Origin of the sequence: Desulfogranum marinum (assembly GCF_016918565.1) — a bacterium.
GTDB lineage: Bacteria > Desulfobacterota > Desulfobulbia > Desulfobulbales > Desulfobulbaceae > Desulfogranum > Desulfogranum marinum.
Genome location: NZ_JAFFQD010000020.1, coordinates 24386 through 41353, shown reverse-complemented (window position 1 = coordinate 41353; position 16968 = coordinate 24386). Strand labels below are relative to the sequence as shown.

The 16968-nt window shown below is 47.4% G+C and carries 16 protein-coding genes and 1 pseudogene; 13 read left to right on the top strand and 4 right to left on the bottom strand.

Going from position 1 to position 16968, the window contains the following annotated elements; all coding sequences use genetic code 11:
* Window positions 1-13: 13 nt before the first annotated feature.
* The 13 genes and pseudogenes from JWH17_RS23790 to JWH17_RS12105 form a co-directional block, all read left to right on the top strand.
* Window positions 14-1012, top strand: a pseudogene (locus tag JWH17_RS23790) (flagellin N-terminal helical domain-containing protein); the annotation flags it as partial.
* 84 nt (window positions 1013-1096) lie between these two features.
* Window positions 1097-1579, top strand: a complete 483-nt coding sequence (locus tag JWH17_RS24090; protein ID WP_269755849.1) for a flagellin — start codon at window positions 1097-1099, stop codon at window positions 1577-1579.
* A 92-nt stretch (window positions 1580-1671) separates the two neighbouring features.
* Window positions 1672-2016, top strand: a complete 345-nt coding sequence (locus tag JWH17_RS12155) for a flagellar protein FlaG (RefSeq protein WP_205222896.1) — start codon at window positions 1672-1674, stop codon at window positions 2014-2016.
* A gap of 20 nt (window positions 2017-2036) precedes the next feature.
* A complete protein-coding gene (fliD, locus tag JWH17_RS12150; protein WP_205222895.1) occupies window positions 2037-3434 on the top strand; it encodes a flagellar filament capping protein FliD in 1398 nt (465 codons plus the stop codon).
* Entirely contained in the window at window positions 3434-3892 is a 459-nt protein-coding gene (gene fliS / locus JWH17_RS12145) for a flagellar export chaperone FliS (RefSeq protein ID WP_205222894.1), read from the top strand. Before fliD ends, fliS begins: the two co-directional genes overlap by 1 nt.
* A gap of 8 nt (window positions 3893-3900) precedes the next feature.
* Window positions 3901-4290 (top strand): hypothetical protein, encoded by a 390-nt coding sequence (locus JWH17_RS12140; RefSeq protein ID WP_205222893.1) that lies wholly within the window; start codon window positions 3901-3903, stop codon window positions 4288-4290.
* A 154-nt stretch (window positions 4291-4444) separates the two neighbouring features.
* Window positions 4445-5134, top strand: coding sequence for a flagellar brake protein (locus JWH17_RS12135; protein ID WP_205222892.1), 690 nt, complete (start codon window positions 4445-4447; stop codon window positions 5132-5134).
* Between the two features lie 148 nt (window positions 5135-5282).
* Window positions 5283-5957: a PilZ domain-containing protein gene (locus tag JWH17_RS24360; protein WP_205222891.1), complete on the top strand. Its 675-nt coding sequence runs from the start codon at window positions 5283-5285 to the stop codon at window positions 5955-5957.
* 125 nt (window positions 5958-6082) lie between these two features.
* Window positions 6083-7552, top strand: coding sequence for a TP0910 N-terminal domain-containing protein (locus JWH17_RS12125; RefSeq protein WP_205222890.1), 1470 nt, complete (start codon window positions 6083-6085; stop codon window positions 7550-7552).
* 141 nt (window positions 7553-7693) lie between these two features.
* Entirely contained in the window at window positions 7694-8008 is a 315-nt protein-coding gene (locus JWH17_RS12120) for an EscU/YscU/HrcU family type III secretion system export apparatus switch protein (protein WP_205222889.1), read from the top strand.
* Between the two features lie 249 nt (window positions 8009-8257).
* Complete coding sequence (locus JWH17_RS12115) at window positions 8258-8650, top strand: roadblock/LC7 domain-containing protein (RefSeq protein WP_205222888.1); 393 nt, start codon at window positions 8258-8260, stop codon at window positions 8648-8650.
* A gap of 87 nt (window positions 8651-8737) precedes the next feature.
* Window positions 8738-9343, top strand: a complete 606-nt coding sequence (locus JWH17_RS12110) for a GTP-binding protein (protein WP_205222887.1) — start codon at window positions 8738-8740, stop codon at window positions 9341-9343.
* A 195-nt stretch (window positions 9344-9538) separates the two neighbouring features.
* The gene (locus tag JWH17_RS12105; RefSeq protein WP_205222886.1) at window positions 9539-12100 is read left to right on the top strand and encodes a hypothetical protein; all 2562 of its coding nucleotides are present in this window, start codon (window positions 9539-9541) and stop codon (window positions 12098-12100) included.
* A gap of 102 nt (window positions 12101-12202) precedes the next feature.
* Here the strand turns inward: JWH17_RS12105 and JWH17_RS12100 are convergent, their stop codons facing one another.
* From JWH17_RS12100 to JWH17_RS12085, 4 genes are read right to left on the bottom strand one after another with little or no spacing between them, the layout of a single operon-like run.
* Window positions 12203-13240, bottom strand: a complete 1038-nt coding sequence (locus JWH17_RS12100; RefSeq protein WP_205222885.1) for an ABC transporter permease — start codon at window positions 13238-13240, stop codon at window positions 12203-12205.
* A 1-nt stretch (window position 13241) separates the two neighbouring features.
* On the bottom strand, window positions 13242-14288 hold the full coding sequence (locus JWH17_RS12095) for a microcin C ABC transporter permease YejB (protein WP_205222884.1): 1047 nt from the start codon (window positions 14286-14288) through the stop codon (window positions 13242-13244).
* Window positions 14285-15820, bottom strand: coding sequence for a gamma-glutamyltransferase (locus JWH17_RS12090; RefSeq protein WP_205222883.1), 1536 nt, complete (start codon window positions 15818-15820; stop codon window positions 14285-14287). The genes JWH17_RS12095 and JWH17_RS12090 overlap by 4 nt, the downstream gene beginning before the upstream one ends.
* Window positions 15817-16932 (bottom strand): carboxylate-amine ligase, encoded by a 1116-nt coding sequence (locus JWH17_RS12085; RefSeq protein ID WP_205222882.1) that lies wholly within the window; start codon window positions 16930-16932, stop codon window positions 15817-15819. The genes JWH17_RS12090 and JWH17_RS12085 overlap by 4 nt, the downstream gene beginning before the upstream one ends.
* Window positions 16933-16968: the final 36 nt, after the last annotated feature.

The following is a 16968-nucleotide window of genomic DNA, read 5'->3' as shown; positions in this document are numbered from 1 at the left end:
ACGGAGGAATATCATGGCAATATCAATCAACACAAACGTAGCATCTCTCAACGCACAACGTAACCTGGGCGCAAGTCAAGGTAACCTTAACAAGTCCATGCAGCGTCTCTCATCTGGTCTTCGGATCAACTCTGCAAAGGACGATGCAGCTGGTCTTGCGATTTCCGATCGCATGACCGCCCAAATTCGCGGCCTTAATCAGGCTACACGTAACGCCAACGACGGTATTTCTTTAGCGCAGACCGCTGAAGGTGCAATGCAGGAAAGTACGAATATCTTGCAACGTATGCGCGAGTTATCTGTACAGTCTGCTAATGATACAAATAGCGCATCCGACAGAAAATCCCTCCAAGCTGAGGTTGATCAATTGATCAGCGAAATGGATAGGATTGCCACTACAACCCAGTTCAATGGAAAAACACTCCTTGATGGTAATTTTACTGGGGCAAATTTCCACGTCGGAGCAAATGCAAACCAGAACATTTCTTTTACCATTGCAGGTGCGCGCGCAAGCCAAGTTGGATCAGTGGTAAATGAAGCAGGTACAGCAACCCAAAGCGCGGGTACAGGTGGTGCTGCTGGCGCTACTGCTTCCTACGCAAACTACGCAGGTGTTAGCGATGCCGCTTTAGCAGCAAATACCTTGACTATCAATGGCTCAGCCGTACAGGCTACAACAGCTGTTAACGCTGCTGCGGGGTTAACTGATTCAAGTGCTTATGCAAAAGCTCAGTCGATTAATGCAAGTGATATTGACGGGGTCACGGCCACTGCAGACAACACTCAATCATTTGCCAATGAAGGCGCAGGACTGTTTGCATCTGCTGCAAGTGGAATTGTAGATCCTCTTGATACTTTAACCTATTCACTTAGTATAAATGGAGAATCAATCACATCCAACGCAATGACGAATGGTGAAACAATATCATTGAGCGATATGGTTACCTTTATTAACGATAAAACTAGCGATACAGGTGTTACTGCTACTATTAAAAGTGATGGTAATCTTCAACTGCAAGCTGAAGATGGACGAGACATAATTATCGACGAGGATTTTGCCGCAAACCAGGACGCAACCACCGGCACCAATCTCGCGATGAGTACTGTATTTTCTTCCTTCACCACTGCAGGTACTGCTACAGGTACAAATGACCAAGCTTTCAGAGGTCAAGTAACTCTTCAGTCAAGCGAAACAATCACACTCAACGCAAACGGGCAGGCAGCTCTTGGGCAAGCCACGGCAGTTCTCAATGTCGATACCTCTGATTCAATAGCCACTTTGGACATCACGGATGTAGAAGGGGCCAACGATGCAATCCTTGCTATCGACGCAGCACTGTCCTCCATCGACAGTTCACGTGGTGACCTTGGTGCGATTCAAAACCGTTTTGAGTCCACTATCGCCAACCTGCAGAATGTAAGTGAAAACCTCTCTGCAGCACGTTCCCGAATCCTGGATGCGGATATCGCCCAGGAAACCTCCAACATGACCAAGCAGAACATCCTGCAGCAGGCTGGTGTATCCATCCTTGCCCAGGCCAACCAGGCGCCGCAATTGGCTCTGAGTCTGCTCGGTTAATGATGCCTTTTCAGAAGGAACCCTTATCGGGTTCCTTCTGAATCTGGTAGTATACATAACATTCATAGTATACATACACGGAGGTACATATCATGATGATCGAAACAATCGGTGCTGCAACAGCTTCCCCACCCCGAGTCAACGAGCCTGTCCAAAAAGTCGAAAAGCAACGCCAGGAAATCGAACAACAGCCCCAGGTCGACAACAAAGAACCCCAAGTCCAACCCGAAGAACTTCTCAACCAGATAAATGCCCTTACTGAAGATGGTATATATAGTGTTCGCTTTGAACGGGATGATACAGCCAACGAACTAGTGGTAAAGATTATGGACAATGAGACCGATGAGATTATTAGACAGATCCCAGCGGAAGAGCTGTTAAATCTTACCAAACACTTGCAGGAAATTAGAGGCAATCTCGTTAACACTGTCAGCTAGTTTTTGCACGGAGCAGCACCATGGCTATACAATTCAGCGGCCTCGCCTCAGGAATGGACACAGGTTCGATCATCGACCAGTTGATGAATCTCGAACGAATCCCCATCACCAGGCTGGAAGGTGATAAAACCTGGATGAACAACAGGCTCTCTGCCTTTACCGAACTTGACACCAAGCTTAAATCTTTTCTCGACTCGATTGACACTCTCGGGGATGAAGATACCCTCCAGCAAAGAAGTGTTAAACTGAGCGAAGAAGAACACTTGTCTGCATCTGTTTCCAGCGAAGCGCTGGCTGGAACTAGCTATGCAGTGGAAGTCGTCAGTCTTGCCCAGGCCCAAAAATCCGTTACTGCAGGCGGATTTGCGGCCAAAGACAGCAACACCTTCGGTACCGGCACCCTCAATGTAACCGTTGACGGTACCAGCCATGCTATAGAAATCACCTCGGAAAACAATTCCCTTGAAGGCATCATGCAAGCCATCAATGATGCGGATATAGGGATCTCCACCGGCATAATTAATGTTGGTGGAGAGTCCACCACTCCTTATCGCCTGCTTTTAAGCGGTGACAGTGTTGGCAAATCCTTTTCGGTTGATGCTACAGGACTGACCGGCGGCACCGATGACCTGGGAGCCGTAGAAGATGAAACCGGTACCGTTAATCCGCCAGTGACAAAGGCAGCACAAGCCCATATACGAGTAGACACCATTGACATTTACTCTGATTCCAACACGGTTAAGGAGGCTATCCCCGGCGTGACGCTTGACCTGCTCAAGGCGGAAACAGATACCACCACTCAGCTTTCCGTAGATCTGGATAAAAGCGCCATAAAGGAAAACATTGAATCCTTTGCCAAGGGGTATAACCAAGTTATCAGTTTTATCACCGGCCAGTCAGTGATTAACGGTGAAGGTGGAGGACTGCTCAGTGGAGATTCCGGGGTTAACTCCATTAAGCGACACCTGCAGTCCATGCTCACTTCCCTTTTTGAGAATTCCGGCACCCTGACTACCCTGTCACAACTGGGGTTCGAAACCCAGCAAGACGGTACATTGGTCGTCAATGACGAGACCCTATCACAAGCGGTGGAAGAAAATCTGGGCAGTGTTGTTTCCCTGCTTTCTGGTGAGGGAGAGAAAAAAGGTCTGGCAGAGCAGTTTTCCGACTACCTGGAATCCATGACCAGCTCCACCACCGGTATGCTCTCTGGCAGGAAACAAAGCATTAACAGCAATGTCAAGCGGATCGACAGCCGAATAGAAATAATGGAAATGCGTCTTGAACAACGCCAAAAAACCCTGGAGGCGCAATTTTCTGCCATGGAAACGCTGGTCAGCGGCATGAACGCTCAATCGTCTTTCCTTACCCAACAGATGGCAAATATATCTAGCATAACAAACAGGAGCAATAATTGATGAACGGCTATACCAACCAATACCTAGCCAATACGGTCAACTCGGCCTCGCCGGAACAGCTGATGCTGATGCTCTATGACGGTGCCATCCGCTTTTTGGGAATGGGAATCCAGGCTATTGAAAAAGAGATGATCGATAAACGTGCCTATTACATCAATAAGGCTTCGGCCATCATCTCCGAATTTGCAGCTACCCTTGATCACTCCCAAGATGCAAATCTGGCAGAAAACCTTGATGCTCTTTATAACTACATGTTGGGCAGGCTGCAAGATGCCAACGTCAACAACGATACAGAGCCACTTGAAGAAGTAAAAACCATGCTCAGCGACCTGCGAGGCACCTGGGCCCAGGCAATAGAGCTCAACAAGCAGGATAGTAAAGCAATCAAAAAAGGGTATGCTGCTGTTGGCTCCGACGTGCCACCAGCCCCCCGAAAATCTTTTGTAGCTGCAATGTAGGAAGAAAGATGATCATTGAAAAAGCGTTGGACACATACCGTACCATTCTTGCTCTCATGACAGAAATCGAACAGCTTCTCCCTGGGCAGGACATAGAAAGGATGCTGGAAAAATACCAACAGATGATGCACAGCCAGGACGAAGCAAAAGAGCTGGACCAAAAAATACTCAATCTCCTCAACACGGTAAGCGATCCAACAGGCAGCACCAAAATCCTTGATTTGCTTGATTTAATGCAAAAGATTCAAGATACGAACCATCGCCTTACCCCGCAAATGCAAGCAATAATGGCTGTGCAGAAAAACGAATTAAACAAGCTCAATCAAGGCAGCAACATGATGCGCCGTTACCACTCCCATACCAGGCAGACCGGACAACTGGTCTCCAATGCAGGATAACCCTGAATTTTTCATTTCGCCAACCTTGGCTGATCGTCTTTTTACCCCAACGGCTTTAGGTTACACAAAAAATTGCTTTGCTTCTCCTGCATCCTGTGGCAATCTAAGCTTATATTGAGCGTTGAAAGATAATAATCGATAGTTGAGGTTACCCTTGCAGCAATTAGAGGATTTTTTTTCTCAGGTAAAAGATCAGAAGGCCGTCCGGGTCACACTCCCCCTGTCGAACAGTGTTCCGAAAGAGAGAATTCACTGTATTTTTGGTGCCGCAACACCACCTGCTTTTTTTCTGTTTTTCCAGGAAGGCGTGCTCCCCTCCACCCTGGACGCCGGCAAAAGCTGTCTGGTTACCGTTGATCTTGGTGGCCAGGCAAAATCTGTTACAGCAAATATTACGGCAGTCCCAGACGAGCAAACCCTTCAGCTCGAAGCAGTACAGGTTATCAGCCACGAACAGGCTAGAAACTACTTTCGAGTTGATGCGCATACGCCAATCATAGCCACGCCGGTGAATCCGCTCAAAAACGTTGCCGAACAGGATAGTTGGCACCTCGAAGGCGAGACGATCGACTTGAGCGGCAGCGGCGTGCTCTGCGTCTTTTCCCAGCCACTGGAGCAAGGGAAAAAAGTACGCATAAACCTGACCCTTCCCACAGGCCTTATGCATACGATAGAGAGCATAGGCCATGTAGTCCGCTGTGAAAAAATTGAAGAGGCAATGTACCATGTTGGGTTTCATTTCGATATACTTGCCAGTGAGGACAGGGATAAAATAATGGCGAGCTGTTTTGAATTACAGCGAAAACACCTGCGTATGAAGGTACAGGTTAAAAATTCCTTGTAGGTCATGGATTAACAGGGATATCCTTCTGCAGACTCCTCATTTTCTATTTTCTCCATTGAAATGGACACAAAACCTGCTATAACTTCCACAATATTATCAGGGAAAAAGCAATCCATAACTCATTTAAACTATAGCTAAAGAAGACGGTGTGGCAAAAATCGAAGAAATCATAGAGCAGCTGAAAGATGGATCAGAAGCCGTTGTGGACCTGCCTACGAAGGAAAATGAAGACAATCGCTTTAATGCCATTTTTTCAAAAGCCGAATCACCCTACTTCGAGCTTTTTTTCCCTCCTAAAACATGGAACAGCAAAGACCTGCTCCTTGGGGTTAATTGCCAGTTAACAGTCAAACATAAAGGTGCAAGTGTCAACATCATTGCAGAACTTGACACCGTCATCAATGATCGACGTCTGGGCTTTATTGCCCGCGAACCCATCAAACCAGAGGCATTAAGAGAATTTTTTCGAGTTTCCATCAACACCCCCATCGAAATAGGATACCTTCCCGGCCCCAAAGAAGTGAAATTGAAAAAGTGGAGCATGGTCGGGACAACGGTGGACCTTAGCGGTTGCGGAGTGCTTGGCTTGTTTGCCGAAAAACCGGAAACAACCAACAGAATTCACATAACCATGACCGACCCGGCCAGCCAAAAAACCATTTCCTGCTTCGGCCATGTGGTCCGCACTTACCGAATGAGGAAAAGACGGTATCAGGTCGCCCTCCATTTCGATAATATAAGCAGCGATGTCCGCGACCAGCTTATTGCCTGCTGCTTACAGGAACAGCGCCGCCAGCTCAGAGAAAATATCGAAGTAGAGTAGCGTTATCGTTCACCGCCGGTCCATATGTTTCCGTCCGATGAGCCCGGATGAACGTACAGGAACAATGCAATATTTTTTCCATCAATTGCCAGGTGCCGACATGCACTGGCTAGATGAGGCACACCATGGATTTTCCGGTTTCTCCCGCCTCAACACTCAATATCCAACAACTGTACCGCCGGCAGGACAGCAGGCAGGGAAACACTCCCCTTCCATTTTCCCAGGGGCAAATGCTGCAAGGGACCATTACCGGTAAAAGTGGCAACAATATCTATCAGTTAGATATAGGGGGAAAACAAGTGCAAGCGCAGTCCAGTGCGCTGCTGCAGGTAGGGCAGAAACTGAACCTGCAGGTTACGGCAGTTTCACCGGGCGTCGAACTTCAGGTTGTGGGCGACACGCTGACCAGACAAATCGGCGCCTCTTTCCACGCGTTGAATGGTCAAAAAACGCTGCTGCAGAACCTTGTACAACTCAACCAGACCGGCAACACGACAAATCTCAGCGAAGCAGCCAAACAAACCCTTTCTTTTTTTTCGCAATCGGCTGTGCAACTGAATCCATCTGCCCAGCAAGCTTCAACTCCGATCAGCAACGCCCTCCTGACTACAGTGATCCAGTCGCTACAGACCAACCCGACAACCACACCACAGGCAACACGTACCCTGGAAGGGCTGCTGCAAAATGTATTACCAGCTTTACCACAAGAAACAACTGCGGCAAACCAGACCCTCCAGTTACTCGACAAGCTTTCCGGAGCAACGTCGCTCGCTCTGGCTGTATCAGGTAAAGAACAGTCGATTCCCCTGGCTCTGCTTGAACAAACCGTAAGCTCTGCCCTGCAGGCACCTCAACAAACCCAGCAGCTAGCCCGGCAGCTTGTTGCTCTTTTCAATACCATCCAACCCCTCCTGCCAAGCAAAGAACTACAAGCCATTGTTTCGCTGGCCCTTTCCCTACCGTCAACCACGCAAACCACAATAACACCACCCGACGGTGGGCAACTGCAACAAGTGATAGAGCGTATGGGCCTCAATATGGAGCAACTTTTCGCGCAAAATAGAGGCCAGGAAGCCGCTCAAACCTTGAAATTTGCCTTGCTTGAACTTGGGCAGCAACTGACAGGAACAAATACCCCTGCAGGCGAGCAGACAGGCCAGCTATTACAAACAATTGAGCTTTACCAGATGCTGCAGCTCCGCATGGCCGGTGAATTTCTTTTCTTTCTCCCCCTGCCGTTGCCTTTTCTGAATCAAGGGTATCTCCTTGTTGATGATCAACCGCAAAATGATGATGAAACCAGCGACGCGACCAACGAAAACGCCTTACGATACACACTGCATCTGCAACTCGAAGGGCTGGGGAACGTGCGAATTGAAATGCAACAAACCGAGCACCGGCTCGACCTGCGTTTTTTTGCTGAAGATCGTGACAAAATGGTATTTATGCACGAACATAAGGAGGAGCTCGACAAATGGGTGACAGCAGTCGAGGTAGGCTCAGCCCAATTTTTTTCTGGAGCAGATGATCCGGCAAAAACCCTGCTCCAAAAAAGTACTGCTGACGGTGCTGGGGTTATTAACACCAAGGCTTGACCGTTTTTTCGACCGCGGGCTGCTCAGTACGTCGGACGTAGGGTGGCTAAGCGCAGCGCATCCACGCTGATTCTGAACGGTAACATCGGTGGATAAGCGCTACGCTCATCCATCCTACTTAATATTTTCGCAAAAAAATTCATGACAACTTCAGACAAACGTGAAAAAGCCGTAGCCTTGCGCTACGATGAACAGAAAGGTTCAGCTCCTGAGGTGGTGGCGTCAGGGAAAGGTGTTGTTGCGCGCAATATCATAGAATCTGCAGAAAAAGCAGGCATATATATAAAAAAAGATCCAGACCTGGTTGAACTCCTGGCCAAGGTACCCGTTGGCGAAGAGCTCCCGCCTGAATTATATCAAACAGTGGCGGAAGTGCTTGCCTTTGTCTACTCGGTGAATACAAAATTCAAGCAAAAGCTCGAGCCACTTGCCCCTGAAAATAAGGTAAAAAAATAAGGGTGTTACCTCCTCTAAAAAGTGTTTTTCCGGTGCCCATCTCAAAAAAAAAAACAGCTTCTCGCCCTGCCCCTTTTTACAGCCTTAAAAAGTCCTACCATAAAAATTGGTTCCCACGGGTGAGAAAAAAGAAGAATCAGCAAAAACCGCTTCATATATCTTTTTTTCTAGCGTATACTCGTTGTAATTGTAACACTACTATTTTTCACACTTTATTATAAATAGCTTTGACGTGCACGAGGTAGCAATATGAATTATGGAGTTGTTAGCCAGGAACAGCTTGAAAAAATAGACGCAATCCTGACCGAAAAACTCATCAAGATCGGTGTCGATTGTGTCATTATTATAGATATGGCAGGCAACATCATCACTGCCAAGGATAATGGCACTTCAAAGTATGATGTGTACTCCTTTGCAGCCCTTGCTGCAGGTAACTTTGCAACAGTTGATGCCATGGCGAAGCTGGTAGGTGAGCAGGAATTCTCACTCCTTTTTCATAAGGGCACGGACTGCAATATTCATTTCTCAAAAATTGACGACGAACTCCTTTTAATTACCATGTTCGGTAAAAATATATCCCTTGGTTTTCTGCGCCTCAACGTTGTAGAGACTATTGAACGTATCCAGAAACTCTGGGGTTAATCAAAGGCATTCCTTTTGTCCTGAAACCATCCATATCATGCATTGCCTCTTACTTATGTTCGTACCAACTGGCTGCAGGAGATAATTTTGAGCTTCATAAACCTCAGAGAAAAAATCGTCCAGGTCAAAATTGTGTACTATGGCCCCGGCCGTGGGGGCAAGACAACCAACCTGGAATACATTAATCGAAAATTTTCCAAGCAAATCCAGTCTGAGATGGTCAGCCTGAAGACCCATGGAGATCGTACCCTTTTTTTTGATTTCCTCCCTTTTAATATGGGACAGATTAAAGGGTATGAATTGAAAATTCAGCTTTATACCGTACCAGGGCAGGTAAAATATAATGCCACCCGAAAACTGGTTTTAAAGGGCGTGGATGGGATTGTTTTTGTCGCAGATGCCCAGGAACAGATGCGGGAAAAAAATATTCGTTCCCTTAACCAACTCCACGAAAACCTGCGGGACTATAAAGAATCTATCTTCCGGATACCGCTTGTTCTACAATATAATAAGGTAGACCTGCGAAATCAGGGAATTCCTATTCTACCTATTTCTATATTAGAAAAGGATCTTAACTCAAAACTCAAGGTTCCCTCATTTGAAGGCAGCGCGCTGACTGGCTACAATGTAGCGGAAACACTAAAAAAAATAATATCTTCAACCGTCGTATCAATCCAGAAAAAGTTGCAGTGAGGCAACAGGTAAAAGCAAGTTATTGAAATTGCGCCTCTTTTTTATTCGCCATCAAGGCGGGTTAAGGCGTGCATAACGAGCTATGTAAGCCTTGACACAACGAAGAAAACGGATAAAAAGTCAAGCTGGATGCGTAAGGTATTTTTGCTTGGAGCCTAAACAGGGGATACGTGATACTCAAACATCGGTCAGGTTATGAAAAATTCCCAGGAAAAACACAATAACAGCTTTGATGAATATGAGGATCTGACGCTTTTTGCTGATGAATCCTTTGATACCGGAGATGTGGACCTTTTCGAGTTTTCCAGTGAAGACGACTCGATACTGACCCGCCTGAAATCCATTATCCTTTCCCTTGACTGGGAAATCAACGATGAAATTCTTCAGGAACTCACCGATGAGGTACAGCTGCTCCAGGAACAGTGGCAAGATGATAAAGTTGCCGAAGTTTACTTGCAAGGATTAGACAAGATAGGCCGTTATATTGGTAGCAAAGGCGCTTACGCCCACCCAAATGCTATTAAGCTGCTCCTTACCTTTTATTATAACTTCGAAAAAATCACCTCTTCTGAAAATATTACCCAAGAGGAAATTGCATTACTCTTAAAGGGTGATGTCCGTAAGTTCCGTATTCTGCAGTATCAGGTGAATCAGGGAGACGAAAGCGCACCTGTTGTAACTGCTATGGAAAAACCGGTCCTCCTCCAAGATGATGCTGAAGAAAAACAGGTCATCAATCATACGGAAAAGGACCACCTGAAACTGCTCAAGGCAAGTATTTTAAGCTTGGACTGGGAAGTAACGGAAGAAAGTCTGCAGCAATTTTCCATGCAATTGGATCACTTTCACCAAGTACTGGCAGACGACAAACCGGCAATGGTACTTGTTCAGGGGTTACGTGCACTGGGTGAATATATCAGTGAATCCGGGGCTGCTGCCCACCCTGAATCGTTTACGCTTCTCCATGCCTTTGCCGAAGGACTTGAGCAGGTCCTTTATGTTGATGCAGACAAACGAGATAAACATCAGTTACAAGCCTTGCTGGTTGACCGCATAGGCCGCCTCAATGCTCTAAAAGCTCTTATTGTCGAACAGCCGTCGCCCCCATCTGAACAAATTGTTGATGGCCTTGTCGAGGAAATGGCCCCTACCGAACCAGCACCTGAACCTTCGCCAGATGTGTCCCCGGTTCAATCTCTGCAGGAATTTACCGCAGAACAAACAACAGAGGCCGCTGAAGACTATCCAGGGAATATAGAAGCTGAACTTGATGAGCTTTTTCCTGTGGAACATTCTCCGGCAATGGAAACTTCCGACACAAAGTATCCCGACGAAATTTTATCCCCTGATGCAATTCATCCAATCAGCAATAATGTTGCTGACGAATATATTGAAACTGAACTACGATCTAAACGGGACCTTGCCCCCGCGTTATCTGAATCAGATGAAATATTTGGTTTTAACGAAGACACAGAGCCGCTCGATGTTCCAGCGCAAAGCGACCTCAATGATCAACTCGACAAACTCTTTGATAATGACATCTTCGGCGATGATGCTGAACAAGAAACAGTAACAGCCTCTGATAACGAGCCGGAACCGGCTCTTGCTGATGAAGAACCCCTTGATGTTGCGCTTGCAAATTTTGATTTTTCAACTGATGCCGAAGGGGCTGCTGAAGCTGGAGAGAAAGAGGAAGAGCTTGACCTTGACATTGAAAGTGAATTGGACAGTTTTTTCTCCGAAAAAGACAGCGGTACGGATGCTGAGACGGAACCACCACTTCATATTGATGAACAAGAGAGTGGTATAATCCCGGCCCTTGCTGACAGCTCTGATGAACAGGGCTTTTCCATAGATGAATCTATGGAATCATTATCGCAGTCGCCTCTAGGCGATATTGAGGAAAAACTGGATTTCTTTTTTGATGAAGACGACGATGAAGCCTCCTTACCAGACACCACCGTCGGCGATGCAGAGGAAAACTTCGAAGATACACTGGATTTCTTTGAGCAAGAAGATAAAGAAAGAGAGCTGCTTGATTCAGCACTGAGTGCAGCCACGGCCCCAACAAACCTCGCTGCCCAGCAAAACGCTGATCAAGAGAATGAACTCGAAGAACAGCTCGATTTCTTTTTTGATGCAAGTGAAGATGATGAAGAGGAACCTGGCTTGGAACTCACCTCTCCTCTACCTGCCTTCTCTGAAACTCAGCCCGCCGAACAAGAAGAGACACCCCCTGCTCCGGTTAAAGAAGAAAAAGAAGTATACCTGGCAGCATTGGGGGCAGTTCTTCCAAGTACGGTGAGAGCACCAACAGATGAAGGGATTGCAGAGGCAGCAAAGCTTATAACAGAACTCAAAGATGTTGAACAAGGAACTGAAGAAAAAGTCCTTGTACGACTCATGGGCGGGATTATTGACCAACTGGTACACAGCAGGTTTATCGATCTTGCAGCGACAGAGAAAGTGGTCAATGTTCTTTTTGAACAGCTGAGTCGCCCATCTCTCTCCAGCGAAGATATGACCAACGCCATGGAACAGTATCTGGGGTGGCAGACCGAAGCCGTGGCAACGATTGCCCAATCTACACAACCAGGGCTTGTTCTCCCCACGGCTACACCTACGCCACAGCCTGTAAGCGAAAAAGTGACACCCTCTCTTTCCCCTCAATCCGAGCTACGGCTGATTAAAGACATGATCCAGGACGAGTTTAATCAATTGCGGGATGAGCTGAAAAAAGTTCCACCTGCGGGCTGATTTTCCATAAAAATCAATTCGACCTTTAATACAAAAGGAGATGGCATGTTAGCCGTCTCCTTTTTTTTTGTAGTACTTCCGCCTTATTTTCCTCCGCCCTTGTTATTGTTTTCTCGGATCAAAGGCCTCTCGAAGGGCTTCGCCGATAAAAATCAGCAGAATAAGCGTGCCTACCAGCACCACAAAAGTGGAAAGCGACAACCACCATGCATCAATGTTTGCCTTGCCTTGGGCCAAAAGTTCGCCGAGACTTGGCGTGGAAGGCGGCACTCCAAGTCCTAAAAAGTCCAAACTGGTAAGGGCTAAAATAGCGCCGGACATTCGAAAAGGGAGAAAGGTAATGACCGGTGTCATGCCGTTTGGTAACAGGTGGCGATACATAATGGTTATATTGCCGACCCCCAAAGCTTTGGCAGCCTTTACATATTCCATATTTCGTCCTTTGAGAAACTCCGCCCGTACATAATCAGAAAGCCCCATCCAGCCAAAAAGGGAGAGCAATATGAGAAGCAGAGCAACGCTGGGCTTAAAGATAGAGGCAAAGATAATTAACAGATAGAGTTCAGGCATAGAACCCCATATTTCAATAAAACGCTGAAAAAACAGATCCAGCCTGCCGCCAAAATACCCTTGCATCGCTCCTGCAAAAATACCGAGTAAAGTCCCGATAGTTGTCAATGCCAGCCCAAAGAGCACACTGAGCCTGAAGCCGTAAATCAGCCGTGCCAATACATCCCGCCCCCTGTCGTCGGTGCCCAAAAGGTTTTGCTTTGTCGGTGGCGAAGGAACGGGACGGTTAAGCGTAAGATTGATGGAATTATAACTGTGGGGATTAGGTGGAAAAAAAACCTGGTTACCTTTCGCTGTCAATTTTTCAAGTATATAAGGGTCTTTGTAGTCGGTTTCCGTTTCAAAATCACCTCCGAAAACGGTTTCAGGATAATATTGCCACAAAGGAAAATACCACTGCTCCTCATAATGAACCAGAAGAGGCTTATCATTGCTCAACACCTCGGCAAAGAGACTGGCGACAAAAAGCAGCAGAAACAGAATCAAAGAATAATATCCCCGTTTGTTTTTGCGAAATAATCGCCACCGCCGACTTGCCAGGCTATTTCTTTTCCGTTTGAACGAGTCCATGCTACGACATCCCATCAAAGCTGATACGAGGATCCACCAGCACATAACTCAAATCTGAAAGCAACCTGGAGAGCAGACCAATAATTGTGAAAAAATAAAGGGTCCCCAGTACTACGGGGTAATCCCTGTTTAACACAGATTCGTAGGCCAGCAGTCCCATGCCGTCCAGGGAAAAAATAGTTTCGATCAAGAGGCTCCCGGTAAAAAAAGCAGTAATAAAGGATCCGGGAAAGCCGGTAATTATAGGAATGATGGCATTACGAAAAACATGCTTATACAGTACCTGATTCTCTGAAAGTCCCTTGGCCCAGGCTGTCATCACATATTGTTTCCTGATTTCTTCCAGAAAAGAATTTTTTGTCAACAGCGTCATCACGGCAAGGCTGCCTACAGTCGAGGCGATAATCGGCAGCACCATGTGCCAGAGATAATCAAGAATTTTCGCCATCACAGACAACTCCTGCCAATTATCTGAAACAAGACCACGCAACGGAAAGATACTCCAGAAACTGCCGCCGCCAAATAACACAATCAAGACAATACCCAGCACAAAGCCGGGAATTGCGTAGCCGACGAGAATAACGGAGCTGGTGATTACATCAAAGGATGAACCGTCGCGGACAGCCTTACTGATTCCTAAGGGGATACAGATGGAGTAAACCAGGAAAAAAGACCACAAGCCTAACGACATGGACACAGGTAATTTGGATACAACCAGCTGGACCACACTTTGGTGATGATAATAGGATTGGCCGAAATCAAACACCAGATAATTTTTCATCATTTCCCAAAAACGCTCGACCGGCGGTTTATCAAAACCATACAACTGTTTTAGCTGTTCTACCCTGTCTTGGTCCAGGCCTCGATCTCCCTGGTATAAACCGACACCGGTTTTTACTTCGCCTCCATTGCCCTGCCCTTCAAGTTCGGCCATCATCCGTTCCACCGGACCACCGGGTACAAACTGCGTCACAGTAAAGGTGATCAGCATGACCCCAAACAAGGTGGGAATCATAAGCAGCACTCGTTTAAAAATATACCAGCTCATTTTTCCACCACTATGGCTGCACCGCCTCGACGAGGATCACCAACACCTGTTTTTCCAGGCACCACCGTATGTACACCTCCAAAATAAACGCTCTGTTCTTTCCAGCAATTAACCTTTACCTGTTTGCCGACTGCGTCAATAACATCAGCTGCAAAACCCGGCTCCACCTGGAGTAACTCGCCATCCCAGTATAAACGCGGAGCTTCTACCGCCTGTTGAACTTCGCGCTCATGATCAACGATCTGGGTCAGAACCTGGGTGATGGCTGTCCGGATCCGTTTTGAACCTCCACTGCCCATAACCAACTTGACCGCTCCTTCCGCATCCAACAAAAGCGATGGCGACATCATCGAGCCTACCCTTTCACCGGGGGGAGCGGCATGAAACCCATCCGGATGGAGGTCGTCCTCCCCCATCATATTATTGAGCATAATCCCTGTTCCAGGGGCAAAATAGCCAGAGCCCTCTCCGTTGGAGCAGGTCATCGAGGCTACATTACCATCTCTGTCGGCAATACTGACATGGGTTGTTCCACGGGAAAAAAGCCGCACACTGCGGGCAGCCTGTTCGAGCTGCGCTGAGTCCATTAATTGTTCGAGTTTATGCGCCGTTATCCACCCCTGTTCTCTGAGCCGTTCCACTTCCTGCATGATGGCTGTTGTCTGCAAAAGATAGTGACTCGACCCAAAAGGGTATTTCTCCTCTACTTGTTGATGCAGAGCAAGGGAAAGGGCAATCAGTGTGCCCCCAAATGAAGGAGGAGGGCTTGTAAGCAGAGTGTGCTCGCCATATCCGACCTGCAGTGGTTTTCGCTCGATCACCTTATAGGCTGCAAGATCTTTCAGGGTCAGCAGTCCTTCCCCTTCCCGCATGTCGCGGACAATTGCTTGGGCAATGTCACCTTCGTAAAAGCTGCGTCCCTGATCTTCTCCGACCTGTTCAAGGAATCCAGCCAGTTCAGCATTTAGCAGGGTGTCACCTTCTGTGAGATACGTGCCCTCGGGTTCGTACAACCTTTTTCCGGTTTCACTCAGGGTCAGGATCGGATACAGGAGCTGCATGAAAACACTTTGAAAATCATTGAGTACGTGCCCTTTTGCCAAATGCAGTGCAGGCTGCAGGACATCTCGTAAGTCCATATAGCCGAGTCGGTCATGTACATGCAGCAGCCCTTTCAGTATTCCGGGCACAGCCACGGAGCCAAGGCCGATGTTAAAATCCTGATCAGACCCCCCAAAGGCAACGGTTACCGGAAAAAAATGGGGCTCGGGAATTTCGCACAACCCTCTGCCTGGGGTATCAACAAAAAAATCAAAGAAAATTTCCTGTAGCGGCCGGTGCTTCCCGCTGGTTCGAGCTAAAAGAAAACCACCGCCGCCAAGACTGGTCAGGCACGGCTCCACTACGGCCCCAGCAAAACCAGCCGCAACTGCTGCATCAAAGGCATTACCACCACCCTCAAGGACGGTGGCAGCTGCCTTACTCACCAGATGGTGCCCGGTAGCGACAATTGAACGTGAATAGAGACTCATGACCAGTATTCATTATGAAGTTGTTGGAGCATTTCAGGAAAATTCCTGCCTTCTGCAATCAGCTGACGCTGTTTATCGGCACCGTTCATTGTTTGACAAAGTTCTCCTATGGCAGCCACGTATGCCTGGCTGCCGAAACTGACCAGCATTGGCTGGACAACCGTAATGAGTCTGGAAAGAGCATCCACCATGGGCATACTCCCATGCCCTAGCAGGCCAAGCGGATCAACAAAAATACCACCCAGCCCATGCCGTGCTGCCTGCCATTTATTGCGACTGAGCACCTGATGACTGATCGGTTGATGTTCAGCCATATTTCGTGTCAAACCTGCTACCAGTCCCTGTGCCAGCGCAACCAGACCAAGCACGTGGGCAAAACGCAGCGGTAAATCAAAGATACGAATTTCAACAGTGCCTAAAAAAGGGCTTGGACGAACATCCCACCAGAGATCACGAAAATCAGCAATAACATGGTTATCGCGCAACATCTGTACTTCCCGTTCAAACCCTTTCCACGTTTGATGAAAACCGGTCAGTCCCGCCAGGGGCAAGGCTTCAAAAAGTTTTGTTCGGTACGAGCTAAACCCTGTATCCTCGCCTCTAAAAAAAGGAGAGGAACAACTCGGTGCCAGCAGCAGCGGTAAATACGCCTGGATGGTATCACATACCTTGATGGCAGTTTCACCATCAGGCATACCAACATGCACATGCAACCCCTGACATATAAATTGCCGGCCGACATACTGCAGCTCTTTCATGATCCGTGCATACCGTTCACCAAAACTGAGCACCTGATCTTCAGGACAGGCAAAGGGATGCAGACTACTGGAAGAAAGAAGACAGTTATGCGCCTCAGCGACCTTTTGCACAGCGAGAATCGTCGCCTGCAAATCCTCTTTTGCGTCATCCACAGTATCACAGACCCCAGTACGAATCTCAACAATCGACTGCAGAAATTCCTGCACGACTCTGGACTGAAGTGCATCTGGTACGTGATCAATAATGGTAGGTGCCACAGGAACAAGGTTAAATGATTCCCGGTCAATAAGCTGGAACTCCAGTTCCACCCCAAGGGTAAAAAAGCGACTTCCAGCAAATTCGATTGGTGTCATTATTTTTTCCCTCGCACGTTTTTCTCAGCTGGTCCT